At 61.1% G+C, this 21,629-nt stretch carries 14 protein-coding genes; 2 read left to right on the top strand and 12 right to left on the bottom strand.

The annotated features are described in order from the left end of the window. Window positions 1-59: 59 nt before the first annotated feature. Entirely contained in the window at window positions 60-962 is a 903-nt protein-coding gene (locus QMX86_RS00070) for a LysR family transcriptional regulator (protein ID WP_076565243.1), read from the bottom strand. Window positions 963-1,080: 118 nt separating this feature from the next. On the opposite strand from QMX86_RS00070, the gene QMX86_RS00065 reads away from it, so the two are divergent. Then, window positions 1,081-2,355 carry an MFS transporter gene (locus tag QMX86_RS00065; RefSeq protein ID WP_282387874.1) on the top strand — a complete coding sequence of 425 codons (1,275 nt, stop codon included), beginning with the start codon at window positions 1,081-1,083 and terminating at the stop codon, window positions 2,353-2,355. 176 nt (window positions 2,356-2,531) lie between these two features. On the opposite strand, the gene hemE is transcribed toward QMX86_RS00065, so the two are convergent. The 11 genes from hemE to QMX86_RS00010 all read right to left on the bottom strand — a co-directional run bounded on the left by hemE (window position 2,532) and on the right by QMX86_RS00010 (window position 18,607). Continuing rightward, window positions 2,532-3,599 (bottom strand): uroporphyrinogen decarboxylase, encoded by a 1,068-nt coding sequence (gene hemE, locus QMX86_RS00060; RefSeq protein ID WP_243241430.1) that lies wholly within the window; start codon window positions 3,597-3,599, stop codon window positions 2,532-2,534. 252 nt (window positions 3,600-3,851) lie between these two features. Continuing rightward, complete coding sequence (locus QMX86_RS00055) at window positions 3,852-5,270, bottom strand: FAD-dependent oxidoreductase (protein ID WP_007909438.1); 1,419 nt, start codon at window positions 5,268-5,270, stop codon at window positions 3,852-3,854. Between the two features lie 33 nt (window positions 5,271-5,303). Continuing rightward, entirely contained in the window at window positions 5,304-9,749 is a 4,446-nt protein-coding gene (gene gltB / locus QMX86_RS00050) for a glutamate synthase large subunit (RefSeq protein ID WP_150638042.1), read from the bottom strand. Between the two features lie 615 nt (window positions 9,750-10,364). Then, complete coding sequence (locus QMX86_RS00045) at window positions 10,365-11,957, bottom strand: AAA family ATPase (protein WP_130928238.1); 1,593 nt, start codon at window positions 11,955-11,957, stop codon at window positions 10,365-10,367. A 10-nt stretch (window positions 11,958-11,967) separates the two neighbouring features. After that, window positions 11,968-13,068 carry a 3-dehydroquinate synthase gene (gene aroB, locus QMX86_RS00040; RefSeq protein WP_282385719.1) on the bottom strand — a complete coding sequence of 367 codons (1,101 nt, stop codon included), beginning with the start codon at window positions 13,066-13,068 and terminating at the stop codon, window positions 11,968-11,970. A 152-nt stretch (window positions 13,069-13,220) separates the two neighbouring features. After that, entirely contained in the window at window positions 13,221-13,739 is a 519-nt protein-coding gene (aroK, locus tag QMX86_RS00035) for a shikimate kinase AroK (RefSeq protein ID WP_024011270.1), read from the bottom strand. A gap of 4 nt (window positions 13,740-13,743) precedes the next feature. Continuing rightward, window positions 13,744-15,822, bottom strand: a complete 2,079-nt coding sequence (pilQ, locus tag QMX86_RS00030) for a type IV pilus secretin PilQ (RefSeq protein ID WP_282385721.1) — start codon at window positions 15,820-15,822, stop codon at window positions 13,744-13,746. Between the two features lie 13 nt (window positions 15,823-15,835). After that, the gene (locus QMX86_RS00025) at window positions 15,836-16,360 is read right to left on the bottom strand and encodes a pilus assembly protein PilP (protein WP_073471601.1); all 525 of its coding nucleotides are present in this window, start codon (window positions 16,358-16,360) and stop codon (window positions 15,836-15,838) included. Beyond that, on the bottom strand, window positions 16,357-16,980 hold the full coding sequence (gene pilO / locus QMX86_RS00020) for a type 4a pilus biogenesis protein PilO (protein WP_071174143.1): 624 nt from the start codon (window positions 16,978-16,980) through the stop codon (window positions 16,357-16,359). Before pilO ends, QMX86_RS00025 begins: the two co-directional genes overlap by 4 nt. Then, window positions 16,977-17,543 carry a PilN domain-containing protein gene (locus QMX86_RS00015; protein ID WP_056787334.1) on the bottom strand — a complete coding sequence of 189 codons (567 nt, stop codon included), beginning with the start codon at window positions 17,541-17,543 and terminating at the stop codon, window positions 16,977-16,979. Before QMX86_RS00015 ends, pilO begins: the two co-directional genes overlap by 4 nt. After that, window positions 17,543-18,607: a pilus assembly protein PilM gene (locus QMX86_RS00010; protein WP_024011266.1), complete on the bottom strand. Its 1,065-nt coding sequence runs from the start codon at window positions 18,605-18,607 to the stop codon at window positions 17,543-17,545. The genes QMX86_RS00015 and QMX86_RS00010 overlap by 1 nt, the downstream gene beginning before the upstream one ends. Before the next feature lie 216 nt (window positions 18,608-18,823). On the opposite strand from QMX86_RS00010, the gene QMX86_RS00005 reads away from it, so the two are divergent. Next, window positions 18,824-21,271 (top strand): penicillin-binding protein 1A, encoded by a 2,448-nt coding sequence (locus QMX86_RS00005; RefSeq protein WP_282385729.1) that lies wholly within the window; start codon window positions 18,824-18,826, stop codon window positions 21,269-21,271. Window positions 21,272-21,629 lie beyond the last annotated feature (358 nt).

The raw sequence follows: 21,629 nt of genomic DNA, 5'->3' as shown, positions 1-21,629 counted from the left end.
CCACCTTGGAATGCGTTTCCCTGTGGGAGCGAGCCTGCTCGCGAAAGCGCCAGCCGCCTTCACACCGTCAGCGGTTCAACCTTGCGGGTAAGCAGTTCGACAAACGCCTTGGCCATCGGCGATTTCTGGTCTTTGCGCTGCACCAGCCATACCGCTGAAATTGCCTCCGGATCGAGCAGCGGGCGGTAGACCACGCCGTCGATGCGCATGCGTTGGTAGGACGCTGGCAGCACCGATACACCGAGGCCCGCTGCGACCAGGCCGATGATGGTCATCGCCTCACCAGCCTCTTGGGCAAAGTGCGGACTGAAGCCGGCGTCACGGGCCAGACTGAGCAGTTGTGCGTAGAGCCCGCTGCCATAGCTGCGCGGAAAAAACACGAATGGCTCCAGCGCCAGCGCCGATAGAAACAGGCCTTCATCGCTACTTTGGGCCAGTGGATGCTTGGAACTGAGCACCGCCACCAATGGCTCGCGCATCAACTCCACAACACTCAGTGAATCCGGCAATCCGAGCGGGCGCATGATCCCGACTTCGATAGACTCGTCCACCAGAGCATCGGCGACCATGGTGCTGCTCATTTCGCGCAGGTTCAGATGCACCGCCGGAAAGCGCTGACGAAAGGAAAAAATCGCCTGCGGAATCGTCGAATTGAACGGCGCCGACGAGGTGAAGCCAATCTTCAATTCACCCAGCTCGCCAAGTTGCGCACGGCGGGCGACATCCGCTGCCTTGTCGACTTGCGCCAGCACCAGCCGCGCCTCCTGCAGAAACAGGCGACCGGCCTCGCTCAACTCGACCCGACGATTGGTGCGCTCGAACAAGCGCGCGCCGAGCTGTTGCTCCAGCGCCTGAATCTGCTGGCTCAGTGGTGGCTGGGAGATGCCCAGCACCTGTGCGGCCCGGCCGAAATGCAGTTCTTCGGCGACGGCGATGAAGTAACGCAGATGACGCAGTTCCATAGGATTTCCATTAGGTCGCTGAAGCTATCAAACAGGTCGAACAATATATTGGATAGAAACATTAGCCAGCTATATGATTTTTTCATTGCCTGCCCGGCTGTGCTTTCCGAGGTCTGAAGTGAAAACTGCTGTCGCGCCCCTTGCCCACGAAATCCCGCCCGCTGCCGGCGACGATACCCTCGCCGAGCTGCAAGAGATCTACATCGAAAAAGGCACGCCGGCATTCATGCGCACGGTGCTGGCGCTGTTCTGTGGCGGCTTTGCGACGTTTGCCCTGCTCTACTGCGTACAACCGATGATGCCGCTGCTGTCCCACGAATACGGGATCAACGCGGCGCAGAGCAGTCTGATCCTCTCGGTGGCAACCGGCATGTTGGCCTTCGGCCTGCTGATCACCGGGCCGATCTCCGACCGCATCGGCCGTAAACCGGTGATGGTCGCGGCGCTGTTCGCTGCCGCGTTGTGCACCATCGCCAGTTCGATGATGCCGAGCTGGCACGGCGTATTGATCATGCGCGCGCTGATCGGCCTGTCGTTGAGCGGCCTGGCAGCGGTGGCGATGACCTATCTGAGCGAAGAAATCCATCCACAGCACATCGGCCTGGCGATGGGTTTGTACATCGGCGGCAACGCGATCGGCGGGATGAGCGGGCGCTTGATAACCGGCGTGCTGATCGACTTCGTCAGCTGGCACACGGCGATGCTGGTGATAGGTGGTCTGGCGCTGGTCGCGGCGGCGGTGTTCTGGAAGATCCTCCCGGAGTCGCGCAACTTCCGCGCCCGCTCACTGCACCCGCGCAGCCTGCTCGACGGCTTCACCATGCACTTTCGCGACGCCGGTCTGCCGCTGCTGTTTCTTGAAGCGTTCGTGCTGATGGGCGCGTTCGTCACGCTGTTCAACTACATCGGCTACCGCTTGCTGGGCGCGCCGTACAACCTCGATCAGGTATTTGTCGGATTGCTCTCGGTGGTCTACCTGTCGGGGATCTACAGCTCGGCGAAGATCGGTTCGCTGGCGGACAAACTGGGGCGGCGCAGAGTGCTCTGGGCGACCATTGCACTGATGTTCGCCGGACTGGCACTGACCATGTTCACCTCGTTGTTGCTGGTGATCGTCGGCATGCTGGTGTTCACCTTCGGCTTCTTCGCCGCGCACTCGGTGGCGAGCAGCTGGATCGGCCGGCGCGCGTTGACCGCCAAGGGTCAGGCGTCGTCGCTGTATCTGTTCAGTTATTACGCCGGTTCGAGCATTGCCGGGACGGCGGGCGGGGTGTTCTGGCATATGGGCGGGTGGAACGGGATCGGGCTGTTTATTGGGGCGTTGTTGCTGATTGCGCTGCTGGTGGCGTTGAAGCTGGCGAAGTTGCCGCCGTTGCAGGGTGTCAAAGCCTGACATAAAACCCTGTGGGAGCGAGCCTGCTCGCGAATGCACTGTGTCAGGCAACATCAGTGTTCGATGACACACCGCTTTCGCGAGCAGGCTCGCTCCCACAGTTGATTTGGGTACGACATTAGATCGTGCAAAAGAAAACGCCCGGTATTGGCCGGGCGTTTTTTATTGTGCGCTGATCACGCGTGATACTGCGCCGACAGCTCATGCACCGCGCGCAAGAAGGCGCCGGCATGTTCCGGATCAACTTCCGGGGTGATGCCATGACCAAGGTTGAACACATGGCCGCTGCCCTTGCCGTAGCTGGCCAGAATGCGCCCGACTTCAGTGCGGATCGCTTCCGGTTTGGCGTAGAGCACGGTCGGGTCCATGTTGCCTTGCAGCGCGACCTTGTCGCCGACGCGGGCACGGGCGTTGCCGATGTCGCAGGTCCAGTCCAGGCCAAGGGCGTCGGCGCCGGCTTCGGCGATGCTTTCCAGCCACAGGCCGCCGTTCTTGGTGAACAGAATCACTGGCACTTTGCGCCCGTCATTCTCGCGGATCAGGCCGCTGACGATTTTCTTCATGTAGGCCAGGGAGAATTCCTGATACGCCGCCGCCGACAGATTGCCGCCCCAGGTATCGAAGATCTGCACCGCTTGCGCACCGGCCATGATCTGGCCGTTGAGGTACGAAGTCACCGATTGCGCCAGCTTGTCCAGCAACAGGTGCATGGCTTGCGGGTTGTCGTAGAGCATCGCCTTGGTCTTGCGGAAGTCTTTCGACGAGCCGCCTTCAACCATGTAAGTCGCCAGGGTCCACGGACTGCCGGAGAAACCGATCAGCGGCACACGGCCGTTGAGTTCGCGACGGATGGTACTGACCGCGTCCATCACGTAGCCGAGGTCTTTGTGCGGATCCGGGATCGGCAGGGCTTCGATGTCGGCCAGGGTGCTGACAACTTTTTTGAAGCGCGGGCCTTCACCGGTCTCGAAGTACAGACCCTGGCCCATGGCATCGGGAATGGTGAGGATGTCGGAAAACAGGATCGCCGCGTCCAGTTGCGGGTAGCGGTCGAGCGGTTGCAGGGTGACTTCGCAGGCGAACTCCGGATTCATGCACAGGCTCATGAAGTCGCCGGCATGGGCGCGGCTGGCGCGGTACTCCGGCAGGTAGCGACCGGCCTGGCGCATCATCCACACAGGGGTGACGTCAACGGGTTGCTTGAGCAGGGCGCGGAGGAAACGGTCGTTCTTCAGGGCAGTCATGTCGGCATCCGGAAAAAAAGTGCGGGCATTTTCTCAGAGCGCGAGGCAAAAGGCACGGATGTGGGTCAGCCTTTTGTCTATCGGGTCAATTTATTGCGTTGGAATGCGCTATCAGCAACACCGAGAAACAACTGTGGGAGCGAGCCTGCTCGCGAAGAGGCCGGCACATCCAACATTGAAGTTGGCTGACAGACCGCTTTCGCGAGCAGGCTCGCTCCCACAGGAGTATTGCGTTTGGCTCAGGCGCCGGGGTTAGACACCCAGATAATCGAGGATGCCTTCAGCCGCATTGCGCCCTTCAAAGATCGCCGTCACCACCAGGTCGGAACCGCGCACCATGTCGCCACCGGCGAAGATTTTCGGGTTGCTGGTCTGGTGCTTGTACTGACCTTGCTCAGGCGCAACAACGCGGCCCTGGCTGTCGGTCTGGATCTCGAACTGTTCGAACCACGGTGCCGGGCTCGGACGGAAGCCGAAGGCGATGACCACGGCGTCGGCCGGGATGATCTCTTCGGAACCCGGGATCGGCTCGGGGCTGCGACGGCCACGGGCGTCCGGTTCGCCGAGACGGGTCTCGACCACTTTCACGCCTTCGACCTTGTCTTCACCGACGATGGCAATCGGCTGGCGGTTGTAGAGGAATTTCACGCCTTCTTCCTTGGCGTTCTTCACCTCTTTGCGCGAGCCGGGCATGTTCGCTTCGTCACGACGATAAGCGCAGGTCACCGACTTGGCGCCCTGACGGATCGAGGTGCGATTGCAGTCCATCGCCGTGTCGCCGCCGCCGAGCACCACAACCTTCTTGCCTTTCATGTCGACGAAATCTTCCGGCGACTTTTCAAAGCCCAGGTTGCGATTGACGTTGGCGATGAGGAAGTCCAGCGCGTCATAAACGCCTGGCAGGTCCTCACCGGCAAAGCCGCCCTTCATGTAGGTGTAGGTGCCCATGCCCATGAACACCGCATCGTACTCGGCGAGCAGTTGTTCCATGGTCACGTCTTTGCCGACTTCGGTGTTGAGACGGAACTCGATGCCCATGCCGGTGAAGACTTCGCGACGATTGCTCAGCACGGTCTTTTCCAGCTTGAACTCGGGGATGCCGAAGGTCAGCAGGCCACCGATTTCCGGGTTCTTGTCGAACACCACCGGGGTTACGCCGCCACGCACCAGCACGTCGGCACAACCCAGACCCGCCGGGCCTGCGCCAATGATCGCCACGCGTTTGCCGGTCGGTTTGACCTTGGACATGTCCGGGCGCCAGCCCATGGCGAACGCGGTGTCGGTGATGTACTTCTCGACCGAACCGATGGTCACCGCGCCGAAGCCGTCGTTGAGGGTGCAGGCACCCTCGCACAGGCGATCCTGGGGGCACACCCGGCCGCAAACTTCCGGCAGGGTGTTGGTCTGGTGCGACAGCTCGGCGGCCTGAAGGATGTTGCCCTCGGCCACCAATTTGAGCCAGTTGGGAATGAAGTTGTGCACCGGGCACTTCCATTCGCAATACGGGTTGCCGCAACCCAGGCAGCGGTGGGCCTGATCGGCCGACTGCTGGGGTTTGAACGGTTCGTAGATTTCAACGAACTCTTTCTTGCGTTGACGCAACAGTTTCTTCTTCGGATCCTTGCGCCCGACATCGATGAACTGGAAGTCGTTATTCAGACGTTCAGCCATTGTTAAAACCTCATCAAACTCTTCAGGCGCATATCACTGCGGGTTGGCACGAGTGCTGGAAAGCAGGGTTTTCAAGCTGGCAGCCTTGGGCTTGACCAACCAGAAACGCCGCAAGTAATCGTCGAGGTTCTCAGCGAGCTCACGACCCCACTCGCTGTCGGTTTCGGCGACGTACTCGTTCAGCACGTTCTGCAGGTGGCTGCGATAGGCTTCCATCGCCTCGCCGCTGATCCGCTGGATCTCCACCAGTTCGTGATTGACCCGGTCAACGAAGGTGTTGTCCTGATCGAGCACGTAGGCGAAACCACCGGTCATGCCAGAGCCGAAGTTGTAACCGGTCTTGCCCAGCACGCAGACGAAACCACCGGTCATGTACTCGCAGCAGTGATCGCCAGTGCCTTCCACAACCGTGTGGGCACCGGAGTTACGCACGGCGAAACGCTCGCCTGCGGTGCCGGCGGCGAACAACTTGCCGCCAGTGGCGCCGTACAGGCAGGTGTTGCCAATGATGGCGCTTTCCTGAGTCTTGTAGACGCTGCCCTTCGGCGGCACGATGACCAGCTTGCCGCCGGTCATGCCTTTGCCGACGTAGTCGTTGGCGTCGCCTTCCAGGTACATGTTCAGACCGCCGGCGTTCCACACACCGAAGCTCTGCCCGGCCGTGCCTTTGAAACGGAAGGTGATCGGCGCCTTGGCCATGCCCTGGTTGCCGTGCTTGCGCGCGATTTCGCCGGAGATCCGGGCGCCGATCGAACGGTCGCAGTTGCAGATATCCAGCTCAAACTCAGCACCGCTGAGGTCGTTGATCGCCGACGCGGCCAGCTCGACCATCTTCTCCGCCAGCAGACCTTTGTCGAACGGCGGGTTGCGCTCAACGCCGCAGAACTGCGGTTTGTCCGCCGGGATGTGATCGCTGCCCAACAATGGCGTCAGGTCCAGGTGATGCTGCTTGGCGGTCTGGCCTTCGAGGATTTCCAGCAGATCGGTGCGACCGATCAGCTCTTCGAGGGAGCGCACACCCAGTTTGGCCAGCCACTCACGGGTTTCTTCGGCGACGTAGGTGAAGAAATTCACCACCATGTCGACGGTGCCGATGTAGTGATCCTTGCGCAATTTCTCGTTCTGCGTCGCGACGCCAGTGGCGCAGTTGTTCAGATGGCAGATGCGCAGGTATTTGCAGCCCAGTGCGATCATCGGCGCGGTACCGAAGCCGAAGCTCTCGGCGCCGAGGATCGCGGCTTTGATCACGTCGAGGCCGGTTTTCAGGCCACCGTCGGTCTGCACCCGGACTTTGCCGCGCAGGTCGTTGCCGCGCAGGGTCTGGTGGGTTTCAGCCAGGCCGAGTTCCCACGGTGCGCCGGCGTACTTGATCGAGGTCAGCGGCGAAGCACCGGTGCCACCGTCGTAGCCGGAAATGGTGATCAGGTCGGCATAGGCCTTGGCCACACCGGCGGCGATGGTGCCGACGCCCGCTTCTGCTACCAGCTTCACCGAAACCAGCGCCTGCGGGTTGACCTGCTTCAAGTCAAAGATCAACTGCGACAAATCTTCGATCGAATAGATGTCGTGGTGCGGCGGTGGCGAAATCAGGGTCACGCCCGGCACTGCGTAACGCAGCTTGGCGATCAGCCCGTTGACCTTGCCGCCCGGCAGTTGCCCGCCCTCGCCCGGCTTGGCGCCTTGGGCGACCTTGATCTGCAGCACTTCGGCATTGACCAGGTATTCCGGGGTTACACCGAAACGGCCGGTGGCAACCTGCTTGATTTTCGAACTCTTGATGGTGCCGTAACGCGCCGGATCTTCACCACCTTCGCCGGAGTTGGAACGCGCGCCGAGGCGGTTCATGGCTTCGGCCAGGGCTTCGTGAGCTTCCGGCGACAGTGCGCCCAGCGAGATACCGGCGGAGTCGAAGCGCTTGAGCACCGACTCCAGCGGCTCGACTTCACTGATGTCCAGCGGCGTGTCGAGGGTCTTGACCTTGAACAGGTCGCGAATCATCGACACCGGACGGTTGTCCACCAGCGAGGTGTATTCCTTGAACTTGGCGTAGTCGCCCTGCTGCACAGCGGCTTGCAGGGTGTTGACCACGTCCGGGTTGTAGGCGTGATATTCGCCACCGTGGACGAACTTCAGCAGACCGCCCTGCTGGATCGGCTTGCGCGGACTCCAGGCTTCGACGGCGAGCGCTTTCTGCTCGGCTTCGATGTCGACGAAACGCGCGCCCTTGATCCGGCTCGGCACGCCACGGAAGCTCAGCTCGCAGACTTCTTCAGACAGACCAATGGCCTCGAACAGCTGCGCACCACGGTACGAAGCGATGGTCGAGATACCCATCTTCGACAGGATCTTGAGCAGGCCTTTGGTGATGCCCTTGCGGTAGTTCTTGAACACCTCGTAGAGGTCGCCCAGGACTTCACCGGTACGGATCAGGTCGCCCAGCACTTCGTAGGCCAGGAACGGATACACCGCCGAGGCGCCAAAACCGATCAGCACCGCGAAGTGATGCGGGTCACGGGCGGTCGCGGTTTCAACGAGGATGTTGGAATCGCAACGCAGGCCTTTCTCGGTCAGGCGGTGGTGCACGGCACCGGTCGCCAGCGAGGCGTGGATCGGCAGCTTGCCCGGTGCGATATGGCGGTCGCTCAGGACGATCTGGGTACGCCCGGCGCGCACGGCTTCTTCAGCCTGATCGGCAACGTTGCGGATCGCCGCTTCGAGGCCGAGGCTTTCGTCGTAGTTGAGGTCGATGATCGCCCGTTCGAAACCCGGACGGTCGAGGTTCATCAGCGAGCGCCACTTGGCCGGCGAGATCACTGGCGAGCTGAGGATCACGCGCGAGGCGTGTTCCGGCGACTCCTGGAAAATGTTGCGCTCGGCACCGAGGCAGATTTCCAGCGACATCACGATCGCTTCACGCAGCGGGTCGATCGGCGGGTTGGTGACCTGCGCGAACTGCTGGCGGAAATAGTCGTACGGCGTGCGTACACGCTGGGACAGCACGGCCATCGGCGTGTCGTCGCCCATCGAGCCCACGGCTTCGTAACCTTGCTCGCCGAGCGGACGCAGCACCTGATCACGCTCTTCGAACGTGACCTGATACATCTTCATGTACTGCTTGAGCTGATCGACGTCGTAGAAAGCCGAACCGTGGTCGTTGTCTTCCATGGTCGCCTGAATGCGCAGGGCGTTCTTGCGCAGCCATTGCTTGTACGGATGACGGGATTTCAGACGGTTGTCGATCGCATCGGTATCGAGGATCTGCCCGGTTTCGGTATCCACGGCGAAGATCTGGCCCGGGCCGACGCGACCCTTGGCGAGCACGTCTTCAGGCTGGTAGTTCCACACGCCGATTTCCGAGGCGAGAGTGATGAAACCATTCTTGGTGGTGACCCAGCGCGCCGGACGCAGACCGTTACGGTCGAGCAGGCACACCGCGTAGCGACCGTCGGTCATTACCACGCCGGCCGGGCCGTCCCACGGCTCCATGTGCATCGAGTTGTACTCGTAGAACGCACGCAGATCCGGATCCATGGTTTCGACGTTCTGCCACGCAGGCGGAATGATCATCCGCACGCCACGGAACAGGTCGATGCCACCGGTGACCATCAGTTCGAGCATGTTGTCCATGCTCGAGGAGTCGGACCCGACACGGTTGACCAGCGGGCCGAGTTCTTCCAGATCCATCAGATCGTTGGTGAACTTGGTCCGACGGGCCTGCGCCCAGTTGCGGTTACCGGTGATGGTGTTGATTTCGCCGTTGTGGGCGAGGAAGCGGAACGGCTGCGCCAGCGGCCATTTCGGCAGGGTGTTGGTAGAGAAGCGCTGGTGGAACACGCAGATCGCGGTTTGCAGGCGCTCGTCACTCAGGTCCGGATAGAACGCGGCCAGGTCGGCCGGCATCATCAGACCTTTATAGATGATGGTCTTGTGCGAAAAGCTGCAGATGTAGTGGTCGGTGTCAGCGGCGTTGGCCACCGACGAACGGCGACGGGCGCTGAACAGCTTCACGGCCATGTCCTGATCGCTCAGGCCTTCGCCGCCGATGTAGACCTGCTCGATCTGCGGCAGGCGTTCAAGGGCGAGGCGGCCGAGGACGCTGGTGTCGATCGGCACTTTGCGCCAGCCGATCAGTTGCAGGCCTTCGGCGAGGATCTCGCGGTTCATGTTCTCGCGAGCGGCTTCGGCCTTGGCCGGATCCTGATTGAAGAACACCATGCCCACGGCATATTGCTTGGGCATTTCGACGCCGAAGCTTTCCTGGGCAATGGCTCGCAGGAAGGCGTCGGGTTTTTGAATCAGCAGACCGCAACCGTCACCGGTCTTGCCGTCGGCATTAATCCCACCGCGGTGGGTCATGCAGGTCAGGGCCTCGATGGCCGTTTGCAAAAGGGTATGACTGGGCTCGCCCTGCATATGAGCTATCAGGCCGAAACCGCAGTTATCCTTGAATTCATCTGGTTGGTACAGACCTGCTTTCATAGACACTTTCTCACCAGGCTGCCTCTATTCGAGGCAAATTTCTTTTCAATTCAACCACTTGCGTTCCGCGCCGAACGTACGCCGGCTTAGCGGGGGCAAAAGGGTGGTCATTGTACACAGCGACACAGAGGCTCACAAATTTGACGACGAACTGTCGTAAATTCATGTCGCATTTGTGAAAGGTTTAAAGCGATCGGCTGTGCTAGTCAAAACTTTTTTAAATTCTGACCGCAACGACTCAAAAACTACTGTGACGCAGACACCACAAGGCACGCGGCCGCAGGGACGGTTGGCGCTTGCTGGCGAACCGCGTTGCACGCCAACGTGTGCGAGGCAAGGCGCGGGATGCTGCCAATGGTTGTTCCCTTGGCAAATCCCGCAACGCAGCCTCGCACACGTTGGGGCGCAACCCGAAGGGACGCGCCCCATTTTTCGCTGGGCAGCGTTGCTCGGAACTTATTTGGAAAAACCAAACTACGTTCCTCGCGCCTTGCCCAGCAAAAAATGGGGCGGCGTCGCGGTCGTCAGCAAGCGCCAACCGTCCCTGGAGGCGGCGCGCACTCATGGAGATTTTGAGGTGCCGGGAGAGGCGGCCTGGGTAAGGCCGCCGAATCTTCAGCGAGTTGTTGCCAGTTCCTGTTGGACGCTGGCGACAGTGCGAGGCCAAGGTTTACCAGCCTGAACCTTCGCTGGCAAGGCCTTGATGGCAGAAACGGCCGCATCACGATTGGCAAAGTTGCCGTAGGTGATCACGTAAAGCGGCTTGCCGTTGAGGACTTTCTTGAAATAACGGTACTCGCCGCCCTGCTCCTTGACGAAGTTCTGCGCGGCGGTTTCCGAGCTGGTGCCGAGGATCTGCACCACGTAATTGCTGGTCGGCTGACCGGCGTACCAGCTGCCACCGGCAGCCTTGGCCACGGTAACGGGCTTGTCGGCAGGCTTGGCCGGAGCAGGAGCAGGAGCAGGTTTCGCAGCTGGCGCCGGGGTGGCCGGAGCAGGCTTGGCTGTGGCGATCTGCGTCGGTGCCGGGGTTGGTGCCGGTTTGGCGGCAGGAGTCGGAACCGGTGTCGGCGCGGGACCGGCCGGAACGCCAGCAGGCGGCGCGGAGGTGGTTACGGTCGGCGGCGTATCGCTGGAGCCTTCCAGCGGCACGCCGTCGTCGCCTTCGGTGATGCCACCGGCCGCTTCCGCCAGCGGGCCCCGCATGACCGGCTGCGAGTTGCCGACCAATGGCAGCGGCATCGGCTGGGTGTTGCCGGCGAATTCGACGGACGGGTTGGCGCCATTCGCTGCACCCTGACCCAGTGGCAGTTGCGCCTGTTCATTGGCCGGAGCACCGGTGGTCGGTGCCTTGCTGCGACCCGGCATCAGCCAGGCGGCGGCAACCGCGACCACAACGACGGCGGAAATCGCCAATACGTGTTTCTTCGGCATGTTGAACCCCATACTTGGACGCTTGACCGCGGAGCGGCTGGCAATCATGACTTCGATCAGTGCATCGCGAGCGACCTGGTTGATGTTGCCCGGCCAGCCCTCGGAGCTTTCGTGAATATCAGAGATCTGATCTGCGGTGAAAAGTTCGACACCCCGGCCCGCGCCTTCCAGCCGCTGGTCGAGATATTCGCGGGTCTCTTCTTCGGTGTACGGCTGCAATTCGATGACGTGGAAACGCTCTTCTTCGAGCTGCAACGCCTCAAGCTGAGCGATCAGCGACGACTCGCCGAACAGGAACACATGCGGACGACCTTCCGGCGTGCCGGCGCCGAGCGCCATCAACGCTTCCAGCGCGGACTCGTCGAGCTGCTCGGCATCGTCCACCAGCAGATAGACTTCCTGCCCGGTCAGACCCAGTTGCACCACCTGCTCGAGAATCGCACCGACTTCGGCCTGAGCGACATCCAGCGCCTGCGCCACCTGGCGCAGCACGCCCGCCGCATCACCGGCGCCACGGGCGGAAACCACCACGCTCTGCACCGATTGCTTGTTGGTACTGGCAACGAGCGCCTGCCGCAGCAGGGTCTTGCCGCTGCCTTGCGGGCCGGTGACCACCAGCAGCAACTGGCTGTAACGCGCCAAGTGATGCAGTTGACCCAGCACCGGTTTGCGCTGGGCCGGGAAGAATTTGAAGCCCGGCACCCGTGGCGCGAACGGGTCGTGACTTAACTGGAAATGGCCGAGAAACGCCTCGTCGGCATGCAAACTAGTCATCGGAATCGTTTTAACCTTTAAGCTGAGCCAGGGCGCGGTAATCCGCTCCCAGCGTGGCCTGTAGAACCTCTTTCGGATAATCGTCGGTCACTACCGCTTCGCCCATCCGGCGCAGCAGCACCAGGCGCAGACGACCGTCGATCACTTTTTTATCAATTGCCATGTGTTGGAGAAAATCGGCTTCGCTCATCTCTTCAGGCGGAATGACAGGCAGACCGGCACGCTGGAACAGACGAATGCCGCGATCACGCTCCTGCTCGCTGATCCATCCCAGGCGCGCGGACATTTCCAGCGCCATCACCGTGCCCGCCGCCACCGCCTCGCCATGCAGCCAGACACCATAGCCCATATGGGTTTCGATGGCGTGGCCGAAGGTGTGGCCGAGGTTGAGCGTGGCGCGTACGCCGGTTTCCTTTTCATCGGCACCGACCACCGCAGCCTTGGCCGCGCAGGAACGCTCGATCGCATAGGTCAGCGCGGTCTGGTCCAGCGCGCGCAGAGCGTCGACGTTTTTTTCCAGCCAGGTCAGGAACGGTTCGTCGCAGATCAGACCGTACTTGATGACTTCCGCCAGGCCCGCCGACAACTCGCGCTCCGGCAGGGTTTTCAGCGATGCGGTATCGATCAGCACCACGTTCGGCTGATAGAACGCGCCGACCATGTTCTTGCCCAGCGGATGGTTGATGCCGGTCTTGCCGCCGACCGAGGAATCGACCTGCGACAACAGCGTGGTAGGAATCTGGATGAAATCGACACCGCGCTGATAACAGGCGGCAGCGAAACCGGCCATGTCGCCGATCACCCCGCCGCCCAAGGCGATCACGGTGGTGCGGCGGTCATGACGGGCGGTCAGCAGACCGTCGAAAATCAGTTGCAGGGTTTCCCAGTTCTTGAAGGCTTCGCCATCAGGCAACACCACCGAGATCATCGAGAACTGCGCAAGGCTGCGGGTCAGACGTTCGAGATAGAGCGGCGCGACGGTTTCGTTGGAGATGATTGCCACCTGCCGCCCGTGGATGTGCGGCGCCAGCAGTTCCGGCTGATCCAACAGACCTTCGCCAATATGAATCGGGTAGCTGCGCTCGCCTAGATCGACCTTGAGTGTCTGCATGTGTCCCCACAGTGAAGATGGAAGCAGGCGTCCTGCCCTGAAATTATTGGTGTTCTGCGGCCTGTAGCGGTATGACGCCGCTCGCCCGGCATCCGCCACACCCTCGGCGGACGCTGACAGGACGCCGAGGATAGCGCATTTCGGACGATGCTTTAACGGGGCGGCAACTGCGCGAGGCGGTCGAGAATGTCGAGCACCACCATGCGTGGCGGCCGCTCGTCGGTTTCCACCACCAGATCGGCAATTTCCCGATAAAGCGGATCACGGATCTCGAGCAGGTCGCGCAGGGTTTTCGCCGGATCGGCGGTACGCAGCAGCGGCCGATTGCGATCACGGGAGGTGCGGCCGACCTGCTGCTCGACGGAGGCGTGCAGATACACCACGCGCCCGCCTTCATGCAGGGCCTTGCGATTGGCATCACGCATCACTGCGCCGCCGCCGGTCGCCAGCACCACGCCATCGAACGCGCACAGCTCGGCAATCATCGCCTGCTCACGGTCACGAAAGCCGGGCTCGCCTTCCTTGTCGAAGATCCATGGGATATTGGCACCCGTGCGCAGCTCAATTTCCTTGTCGGAATCCTTGAACGGCAGGCGCAGCTCTTTGGCCAGCAATCGGCCGATGGTGCTTTTGCCAGCACCCATCGGTCCTACAAGTATCAAATTTCGCACAGAATCAACGACTCACAGCAATCGCCTGGTTATTCATGATACGCGGAGTGAGAAATACCAGCAGCTCGGATTTTTTCTCCGAAACCACATCACGCCGGAAAAGGCGGCCAAGATACGGCACATCGCCAAGAAATGGCACCTTATCTACGACCTTGCTTTGAGTATTTGAAAAAACACCGCCAATTACGATGGTCTCGCCGTCATTCACCAGCACTTTGGCGTTGACCTCGTTTTTCTTGATCGGCGGCACATCCTGCACTTTGTTCAGGTAGTCCGGCTCATCCTTGGTGACCTTGACCTCCATGATGATGCGGTTGTCCGGAGTGATCTGCGGAGTGACTTCCAGCGACAGCGAGGCCTCCTTGAACGACACCGAGGTCGCGCCACTGGAGCTGGCCTCCTGATAGGGAATCTCGGTGCCTTTGAGGATCTTCGCGGTTTCCTTGTCCGAGGTAACCACTTTCGGCTGCGAGACGATTTCGCCGTTGCCGGTCTTTTCCATCGCCGTCAGTTCGAGATCCAGCAACACGTTGTCGGTGATGAAAGCAATGCCGATCCCCGAGGTATTGTTGACCGTGCCCATGTCGACGAACGGCGAGTTGGTACTCGTGCTGCCCGGCGTACCGATGGTGCTCGATGAACCGTTGACCCCGGAGGCGTTCCAGTTGCCCTTGTTCTGCACTGAACCGCCCCAGCGCACGCCCAGGCTCTTGTCGTAATCGACGTTGGCCTCAACGATGCGCGCCTCGATCATCACCTGGCGTACCGGAATATCCAGCTGCGCGACGATCCGCCGGAGTTCGTCGAGGCGATCCTGGGTCTGGTAGGCAATGATGTTGTTGGTTCGCTCATCGACGGTAATCGAACCGCGCTCGTCGACCTTGGCCTCGGCACTGGTCACCGACTGGAACAGCTTGGCGATGTCCGCTGCCTTGGCGTAATTGACTTGCAGCAACTCGCGACGCAGGGGCGCCAGCTCGGCGATCTGCTTCTGCGATTCCAGTTCCTGGCGCTCGCGAGCGGCAATTTCATCGGCCGGCGCGACCAGCAGCACATTGCCGATCTTGCGCTTGTCCAGGCCCTTGGTTTTCAACACCAGATCCAGCGCCTGATCCCACGGCACGTTCTGCAGGCGCAAGGTGATACCGCCCTGCACCGTATCGCTTGCTACGAGGTTGAGGTTGGTGAAGTCCGCGATCAGTTGCAGTACCGAACGCACGTCGATGTCCTGAAAATTCAGCGAGAGCTTGTCGCCGACATAGGCCTGACGGTCGGCGTTGCGCTTTTGCAGGTCGTCGATGCTCATCGGCCGCACGCTGACGGTGAGCTTGTTGTCGGTCTGAAACGTGGAGTAGTCGAAGGTGCCGCTGGGCTCGACGCTGATCACGGTGCGATCGCCGGTGAGCGCTGCGTTGACGAACTGCACCGGCGTGGCGAAGTCCTTGACGTCGAGGCGCACGCGCAGCTTTTCCGGCAATTGCGTACGGGCGAAGCTGAGGATGATCTTGCCGTCGTGCTCCTGGATATCCGGGGCGATGGTCGGATCAGAGAGATCAATGACCACGTTGCCCTCGCCCTCGGTGCCGCGCTGGAAATCGACGCCGCGAATCGCCCTGCTTCGTTGCGCGGCTGGTCTGGCAGGTGCCTCAGCGGCCGTGGCGGCACGCGGTGCAACGGCAGCCGGGCGCGGCGCAGTCGTGGAGGCGCCCTGACCGACCACCACAAACAGATTATTGCCCTCGACCCGCGTGCTGTACGGCGCCAATTGCGTCAGGCTGACAATCAGCCGCGTGCGATCCTTGGCTTCGGCCACCGTGGCCGTGCGCGCGTTGCCGCTGCCCAGATCAAGATTCCTGCTGGACAACTGGCTGGTCACGCCCGGCAGATCCAGTGCAATGCGCGCAGGCGACTCGGTTGTGTAGCCCTTGGGCTGTGGTGGCGGGCCGTCGAAAGACAGCTTCAGTTCGACGCGGTCACCCGGCAGCGCGGCAACATCCAGCGCTTTCAGACTGGCCGCCATTACCATCGGTGACACCAGCGCTATCCATAGCGAAAAACCGAGGGTGGAGAAAATCCTGTTCATTATTCGACTTCCACTATGAGTGCTCTTTCAAAGGAATGGTGCGCGGCCGCTCCAGCCAGGCGCCGGCGCCGTCGGGCACGATCTCCACGACATCGACCTGGGTAGGGCTGATGGCGACGATGCGGCCGTCGTTGCGGCCCAGGTAGTCGCCGACCTTCAGGCGATGCACCCCGCCTGCGCCGCGCAACAGCGCGAACGAGCCCGAGGCATTGGCAATCGTGCCGACCATTTCGAACTGCTCGATATTGAACCCTTCAAGGTATTGCTTGACCCGATTGGGGTCGGGTTTGACGTTGCGCGAACCGTGTTTCTGCCCGGCCAGATCGACCCGCGCCTGCCGCGAAAACGGGCTGCGCAGGTTGGCGGCGCTGTAAGTGAATGTGGGGTAAGACCGGAATGTCGGCGTTGGTTCAATCTTGCCCGCCGGGCGCAGGCGCACTTCGTTGAGGTACGCGTCGAGGTCGCTGAAGTCATCGCCGCCACCGCAGCCGCTCAACGCCAGCAGCATGGGCAGGACGAGATAACGGATCGGGGTCATTTCTCCAGCCCCTTGTCGTTATAGCGGTACGTCTTGGCAAGAATACTCATGCGCAGCTTCGTCCCGCCCTCGGGATTGGCCGGCGCCAGTTCGAAATCGTGCAGAGTGACAATTCGTGGCAGGCCGGCGACGCCGCTGACGAAGGTGGCGAGGTCGTGATAGGCACCGGTTACGGTGATCTGGATCGGCAGCTCGATGTAGAACGGCTGGGTCACTTCCGGCAGCAGCTTGATTTCCTCGAATTCCAGGCCGCTGCCCAGACCGGTGCGGGTGATGTCTTCAAGCAGGCCCGGCACTTCGGTGTCGCTGGGCAATTGCCGCAGCAGCACGCCGAAGGTGTTTTCCATTTCCTTCATTTGCTGGGTATAGAGCTCAAGGTTCGCCGACAGCCGCGCCTTGCTGGCGAATTGTTCCTTGAGGGTGATTTCTTCTTCGCGCTTGAGGTCGAGCTGATTTTCCATGTCGCTGATGAAGAAGTAATAGCCAAGCGCGAGGATCAACACCATCACCAGCGCACCGCACAGGGTTTTCACGGCAGGCGGCCAGGAACCGATGTTACTGGTGTCGAGGTCGTTGAAATCGATGTTGCGCAGGCTTTGCAGCCACTCGGAGGCGTTCATTGCTCGTCCTCCACAACCTTGGGCTGGGTCTGACGAACGGTCAGCTGGAAGACGTTGGCCTGTTCGACTTGATCGGCGCTGGTGGCCTTGACCTCATTCAGGCTCGGCGCGTCGAACCAGTCGGACGCGTCGAGATTGCGCATCAGCTCGGAGACCCGGTTGTTCGACTCCGCCGCGCCACTGATGGACAGGGTCTTGCCGGCCATTTTCACATCGGTGAAATACACGCCGTCCGGCAGGGTACGCGCCAGTTGGTCGAAGACCCGTCCGCTGATCTGCCGGTTGCCCTGCAGGTCCTGGATGATGCGCATGCGCTCGACCAATTGCTGGCGGCGCGCCTTGAGCTCGCTGATCTGTTTGATGCGTTCGTCGACCACGGCAATCTGTTTGCCGATGTAATCGTTGCGCGCCATTTGTCGCTCGATGGCTGCGGTGATGATCTGGTCAGCAATCAGCACCGCGCCGATCGAGCCGGCCAGCACGCCGATCAGGACCAGCAGAAAGCGTTTGCGCCGTTCTTCGCGGCGCTCCTCGCGCCAGGGGAGAAGGTTGATCCGCGCCATCAGTCGAAACTCCTGAGCGCGAGCCCGCAGGCAATCATCAAGGCTGGCGCATCACTGGCCAGCGCCCCAGCATTGACCTTGCTGCCCAAGGCCATGTCGGCGAACGGGTTGGCGACCTGCGTCGGCGTGTCCAGCCGCTGTTCGATCAGACGGTCCAGGCCGGGCACCGAGGCGGTGCCGCCGGCCAGCAGGATATGGTCGACCGCGTTGTACTGGCCGGAGGCGAAGAAGAACTGCAGCGAGCGCGAGACCTGCTGCACCAGCGCCTCGCGAAATGGCTGCAGGACCTCGCTGACGTAATCGTCAGGCAGCCCGCCCTGTTTTTTCGCCAGGCCCGCCTGTTCGACCGTGAGGCCGTAGCGGCGCTGGATCTCTTCGGTGAGCTGGCGTCCGCCGAACAATTGCTCGCGGGTGTAGATGATCTTGCCGTTGTGCAGGACGCTGAGGGTGGTCATGGTCGCACCGATGTCGACCACTGCCACGGTCAGGCGCTCCTGGGAGGCCGCCAGATGCGTCGCCAGCAGGCCGAACGAGCGCTCCAGCGCGTAGGCCTCGACATCCACCACCCGCGCGGTCAGGCCGGCGAGCGCCAGCGCCGCTTCACGCACCTCGACGTTTTCCTTGCGACAGGCGGCGAGCAGCACGTTGACCCGTTCCGGGTTGCGCGGCGAGACGCCCTGGACTTCAAAGTCGATGGCGACTTCGTCCAGCGGATAGGGAATGTATTGGTCGGCCTCGATCTTGAGCTGGTTTTCCAGTTCGTCGTCGGACAGCCCGGCGTCCATCTCGATGACCTTGGTGATCACCGCCGAACCGGCCACCGCCACTGCCACGCTCTTGACCCCGGTACGCGCCTTGACCAGCAGGCGGCTCAGTGCCTGGCCAACGCCCTCGAGTTCGGCGATGTTCTTTTCGACCACAGCGTTCGCCGGCAACGGCTCCACCGCGTAGGCCTCGACCCGGTAGCGCTCGCCCTGACGGCTCAGTTCCAGCAGCTTCACCGACGTGGAGCTGATGTCGATCCCCAGTAACGCATTGGTCTTTTTATTGAAGAGTCCCAGCACTACCAATTCCCTATGACTTTCCGTGAGTTACGGACTCTGTAATACGCATTGCGTTCCTTCACCCCCGTCTTGACAGAAGCGCCAATGACGCCTCCGACGGAAAAGTGCTTATAATGCCCAGCGATTTTTTCCGCTTTTTACTGCCAGCGCGGATGGCTCTGTGTGTAACCGTAGCCCCGTGCCAAATTCATTCTTTGCCCTGGATGTCCAAAAGCCTTGATTCGTCTGCTGAAATTTTTCGGTTGGTCCATCGTCGCCGTTTTCTGCGGACTGCTCTTAGGTCTCAGCGGCGCCTTTCTTTACCTTAGTCCGGGTTTGCCGTCTGTGGAGGCGCTGAGAAGCATTCAGTTGCAGATTCCTCTGCGCGTCTACAGCAGCGACAACAAGTTGATCGCAGAATTTGGCGAAATGCGCCGTACACCGATCCGTTTCGCCGACATTCCACCCAATTTCATCAATGCGTTACTAAGTGCTGAAGACGACAATTTCGCCAATCACTATGGCGTCGATCCGAGCAGCCTGATGCGCGCGGCAACGCAATTGGTCAAGAGTGGGCACATTCAGTCCGGCGGCAGCACCATCACCATGCAGGTGGCGAAGAACTTCTTCCTCACCAGCGAGCGCAGCTTCTCGCGTAAAACCACAGAAATTCTCCTCGCCTTGCAGATCGAACGGCAGCTGACCAAGGACGAGATCCTTGAGCTGTACGTCAACAAAATCTACCTGGGTAACCGCGCCTACGGCATCGAGGCGGCGGCGCAGGTGTATTACGGTAAATCGATCCGTGACATCAGCCTCGCGCAGATGGCGATGATTGCCGGTCTGCCAAAAGCTCCGTCGCGCTTCAACCCGCTGGCCAACCCGGCACGCAGCAAAGAACGCCGCGACTGGATCCTCGGGCGCATGTACAAGCTGGGCAAGATCAGCGAAGCCGACTACACCGCCGCGATCAACGAGCCGCTGAACGCCAGCTACCACGTGCCGACCCCGGAAGTGAACGCACCGTACATCGCCGAAATGGCCCGTGCCGAAATGGTCGGTCGTTATGGCAGCGAGGCCTACACCGAAGGCTTCCGCGTCACCACCACAGTGCCGAGCAATCTGCAGGAAATGGCCAACACCGCACTGCACGAAGGCTTGATGACTTACGACCAGCGCCACGGCTACCGTGGCCCCGAGTCGCGCCTGCCAGGCAAGACCCGCGAAGCCTGGGCCAGCGAACTGACCAAGCAGCGCACCATCAGCAGCCTCGAACCTGCGATCGTTACCCAAGTCGATAAAACCGGCCTGCAAGTGTTGACCCGCACCGGTGAAGAGCACGTTGCCTGGGACACGATGAAATGGGCGCGACCGTTCCTCAATACCAACAGCATGGGCGCCAACCCGCGCCAGCCGTCGGATGTCGCGCAGGTCGGCGATCTGATCCGCGTGCAGCGCCAGACCGACAATTCGCTGAAATTCAGTCAGATTCCGCAGGCTCAGGGCGCGCTGGTGTCGCTGGATCCGCAAAACGGTGCGATCCGTTCGCTGGTAGGTGGCTTCGCTTTCGAGCAGAGCAACTACAACCGCGCCATGCAGGCCAAGCGTCAGCCGGGTTCGAGCTTCAAGCCATTCGTTTACAGCGCCGCGCTGGATAACGGCTACACCGCTGCCAGCCTGGTCAACGATGCGCCGATCGTGTTCGTCGACGAGTACCTGGACAAGGTCTGGCGGCCGAAGAACGACACCAACACCTTCCTCGGCCCGATCCGCCTGCGTGAAGCGCTGTACAAGTCGCGCAACCTGGTGTCGATCCGCCTGTTGCAGGCCATGGGCGTGGGCAAGACCATCGATTACATCACTCGCTTCGGCTTCAACAAGCAGGACCTGCCGCCGAACCTGTCGCTGGCACTCGGCACCGCAACGCTGACGCCGATGGAAATCGCCACTGGCTGGAGCACCTTTGCCAACGGCGGCTACAAGATCACCCCGTATATCATCGACAAGATCGAAAGCCGTAACGGCGACACGCTGTTCGTCGCCAACCCGCCGACCGTGCCACAGGGTGGTGCGGCGACCGACGGTATCGCTGCGCCGGCTACCGAGTCGTTCACGGTCAATGCCGCTCCGGTTGCCGGTGAAGCGTCGGGCAATCCGGCAGTGCCGCAAGCGCCGGCCGTCGCTGAGCGGATTGTCGATGGACGTACCACCTACATCCTCAACAGCATGCTGCAGGACGTAATCAAACTCGGCACCGGCCGGCGCGCACTGGCCATGGGCCGCAGCGACATCGCCGGCAAGACCGGTACCACCAACGAATCGAAAGATGCCTGGTTCTCCGGCTACAACGCTGATTACGTAACCACGGTGTGGACCGGTTTCGACCAGCCGGAAAGCCTCGGTCGCCGTGAGTTCGGTGGCACCGTGGCGCTGCCGATCTGGATGAATTACATGTCGGCCGCGCTGAAAGACAAGCCGCCGCATGTGCAGCCTGAGCCAGAAGGCCTGCTCAGCCTGCGGGTGGACCCGGTCAGCGGCCGTGCAGCAACGCCGAGCACACCGGGGGCATACTTTGAACTGTTCAAGGCCGAAGACACACCGCCATCGGTGAACGAACTGGGCAACGGCGTTGTGCCTGGCAGCCCGCTGCCGGCGGATGAACAGGCGCCGATCGATTTGTTCTGATCCTGATGCCGCAAAAAGGCCCCGCCTTCGTGAGAAGTGCGGGGCTTTTTATTACCCGAAGATCAAAAGCCCCTCACCCTAACCCTCTCCCAGAGGGAGAGGGGACTTACCGAGTTGTCTGGGGTCAAACACCGACCTGAAAGTGTGGTGTCGATTATGGATTCAAAACCATACATTCAGGTCGGCGTAGCTCCCAAGCGTCCCCCAATCAGTCCCCTCTCCCTCTGGGAGTGTATGTACCGGACACATGGTGGACAGGTGTTCGGAGACATGGTGGACACTTTTTAATAGGCACATTGCTCATCATCAAGGAAATGACCTGTGTCCTGGCAAGAGGCATCCACCATGCAACTTCGTA

This window comes from Pseudomonas sp. PS01270, from assembly GCF_029959775.1.
Lineage (GTDB): Bacteria > Pseudomonadota > Gammaproteobacteria > Pseudomonadales > Pseudomonadaceae > Aquipseudomonas > Aquipseudomonas atacamensis.
Note: the sequence above shows the minus strand (reverse complement) of the source record. Positions and strands in the feature narration are given on the sequence as shown.

Excerpts from the sequence above, each read along its gene's own strand:
- pilQ (WP_282385721.1), bottom strand. The coding sequence starts at position 15,822 with ATGAACAGGATTTTCTCCACCCTCGGTTTTTCGCTATGGATAGCGCTG.
- QMX86_RS00070 (WP_076565243.1), bottom strand. The coding sequence starts at position 962 with ATGGAACTGCGTCATCTGCGTTACTTCATCGCCGTCGCCGAAGAACTG.
- pilO (WP_071174143.1), bottom strand. The coding sequence starts at position 16,980 with ATGAACGCCTCCGAGTGGCTGCAAAGCCTGCGCAACATCGATTTCAAC.
- aroB (WP_282385719.1), bottom strand. The coding sequence starts at position 13,068 with ATGCAGACACTCAAGGTCGATCTAGGCGAGCGCAGCTACCCGATTCAT.
- gltB (WP_150638042.1), bottom strand. The coding sequence starts at position 9,749 with ATGAAAGCAGGTCTGTACCAACCAGATGAATTCAAGGATAACTGCGGT.
- QMX86_RS00055 (WP_007909438.1), bottom strand. The coding sequence starts at position 5,270 with ATGGCTGAACGTCTGAATAACGACTTCCAGTTCATCGATGTCGGGCGC.
- QMX86_RS00015 (WP_056787334.1), bottom strand. The coding sequence starts at position 17,543 with ATGGCGCGGATCAACCTTCTCCCCTGGCGCGAGGAGCGCCGCGAAGAA.
- QMX86_RS00025 (WP_073471601.1), bottom strand. The coding sequence starts at position 16,360 with ATGACCCCGATCCGTTATCTCGTCCTGCCCATGCTGCTGGCGTTGAGC.
- hemE (WP_243241430.1), bottom strand. The coding sequence starts at position 3,599 with ATGACTGCCCTGAAGAACGACCGTTTCCTCCGCGCCCTGCTCAAGCAA.
- QMX86_RS00045 (WP_130928238.1), bottom strand. The coding sequence starts at position 11,957 with ATGACTAGTTTGCATGCCGACGAGGCGTTTCTCGGCCATTTCCAGTTA.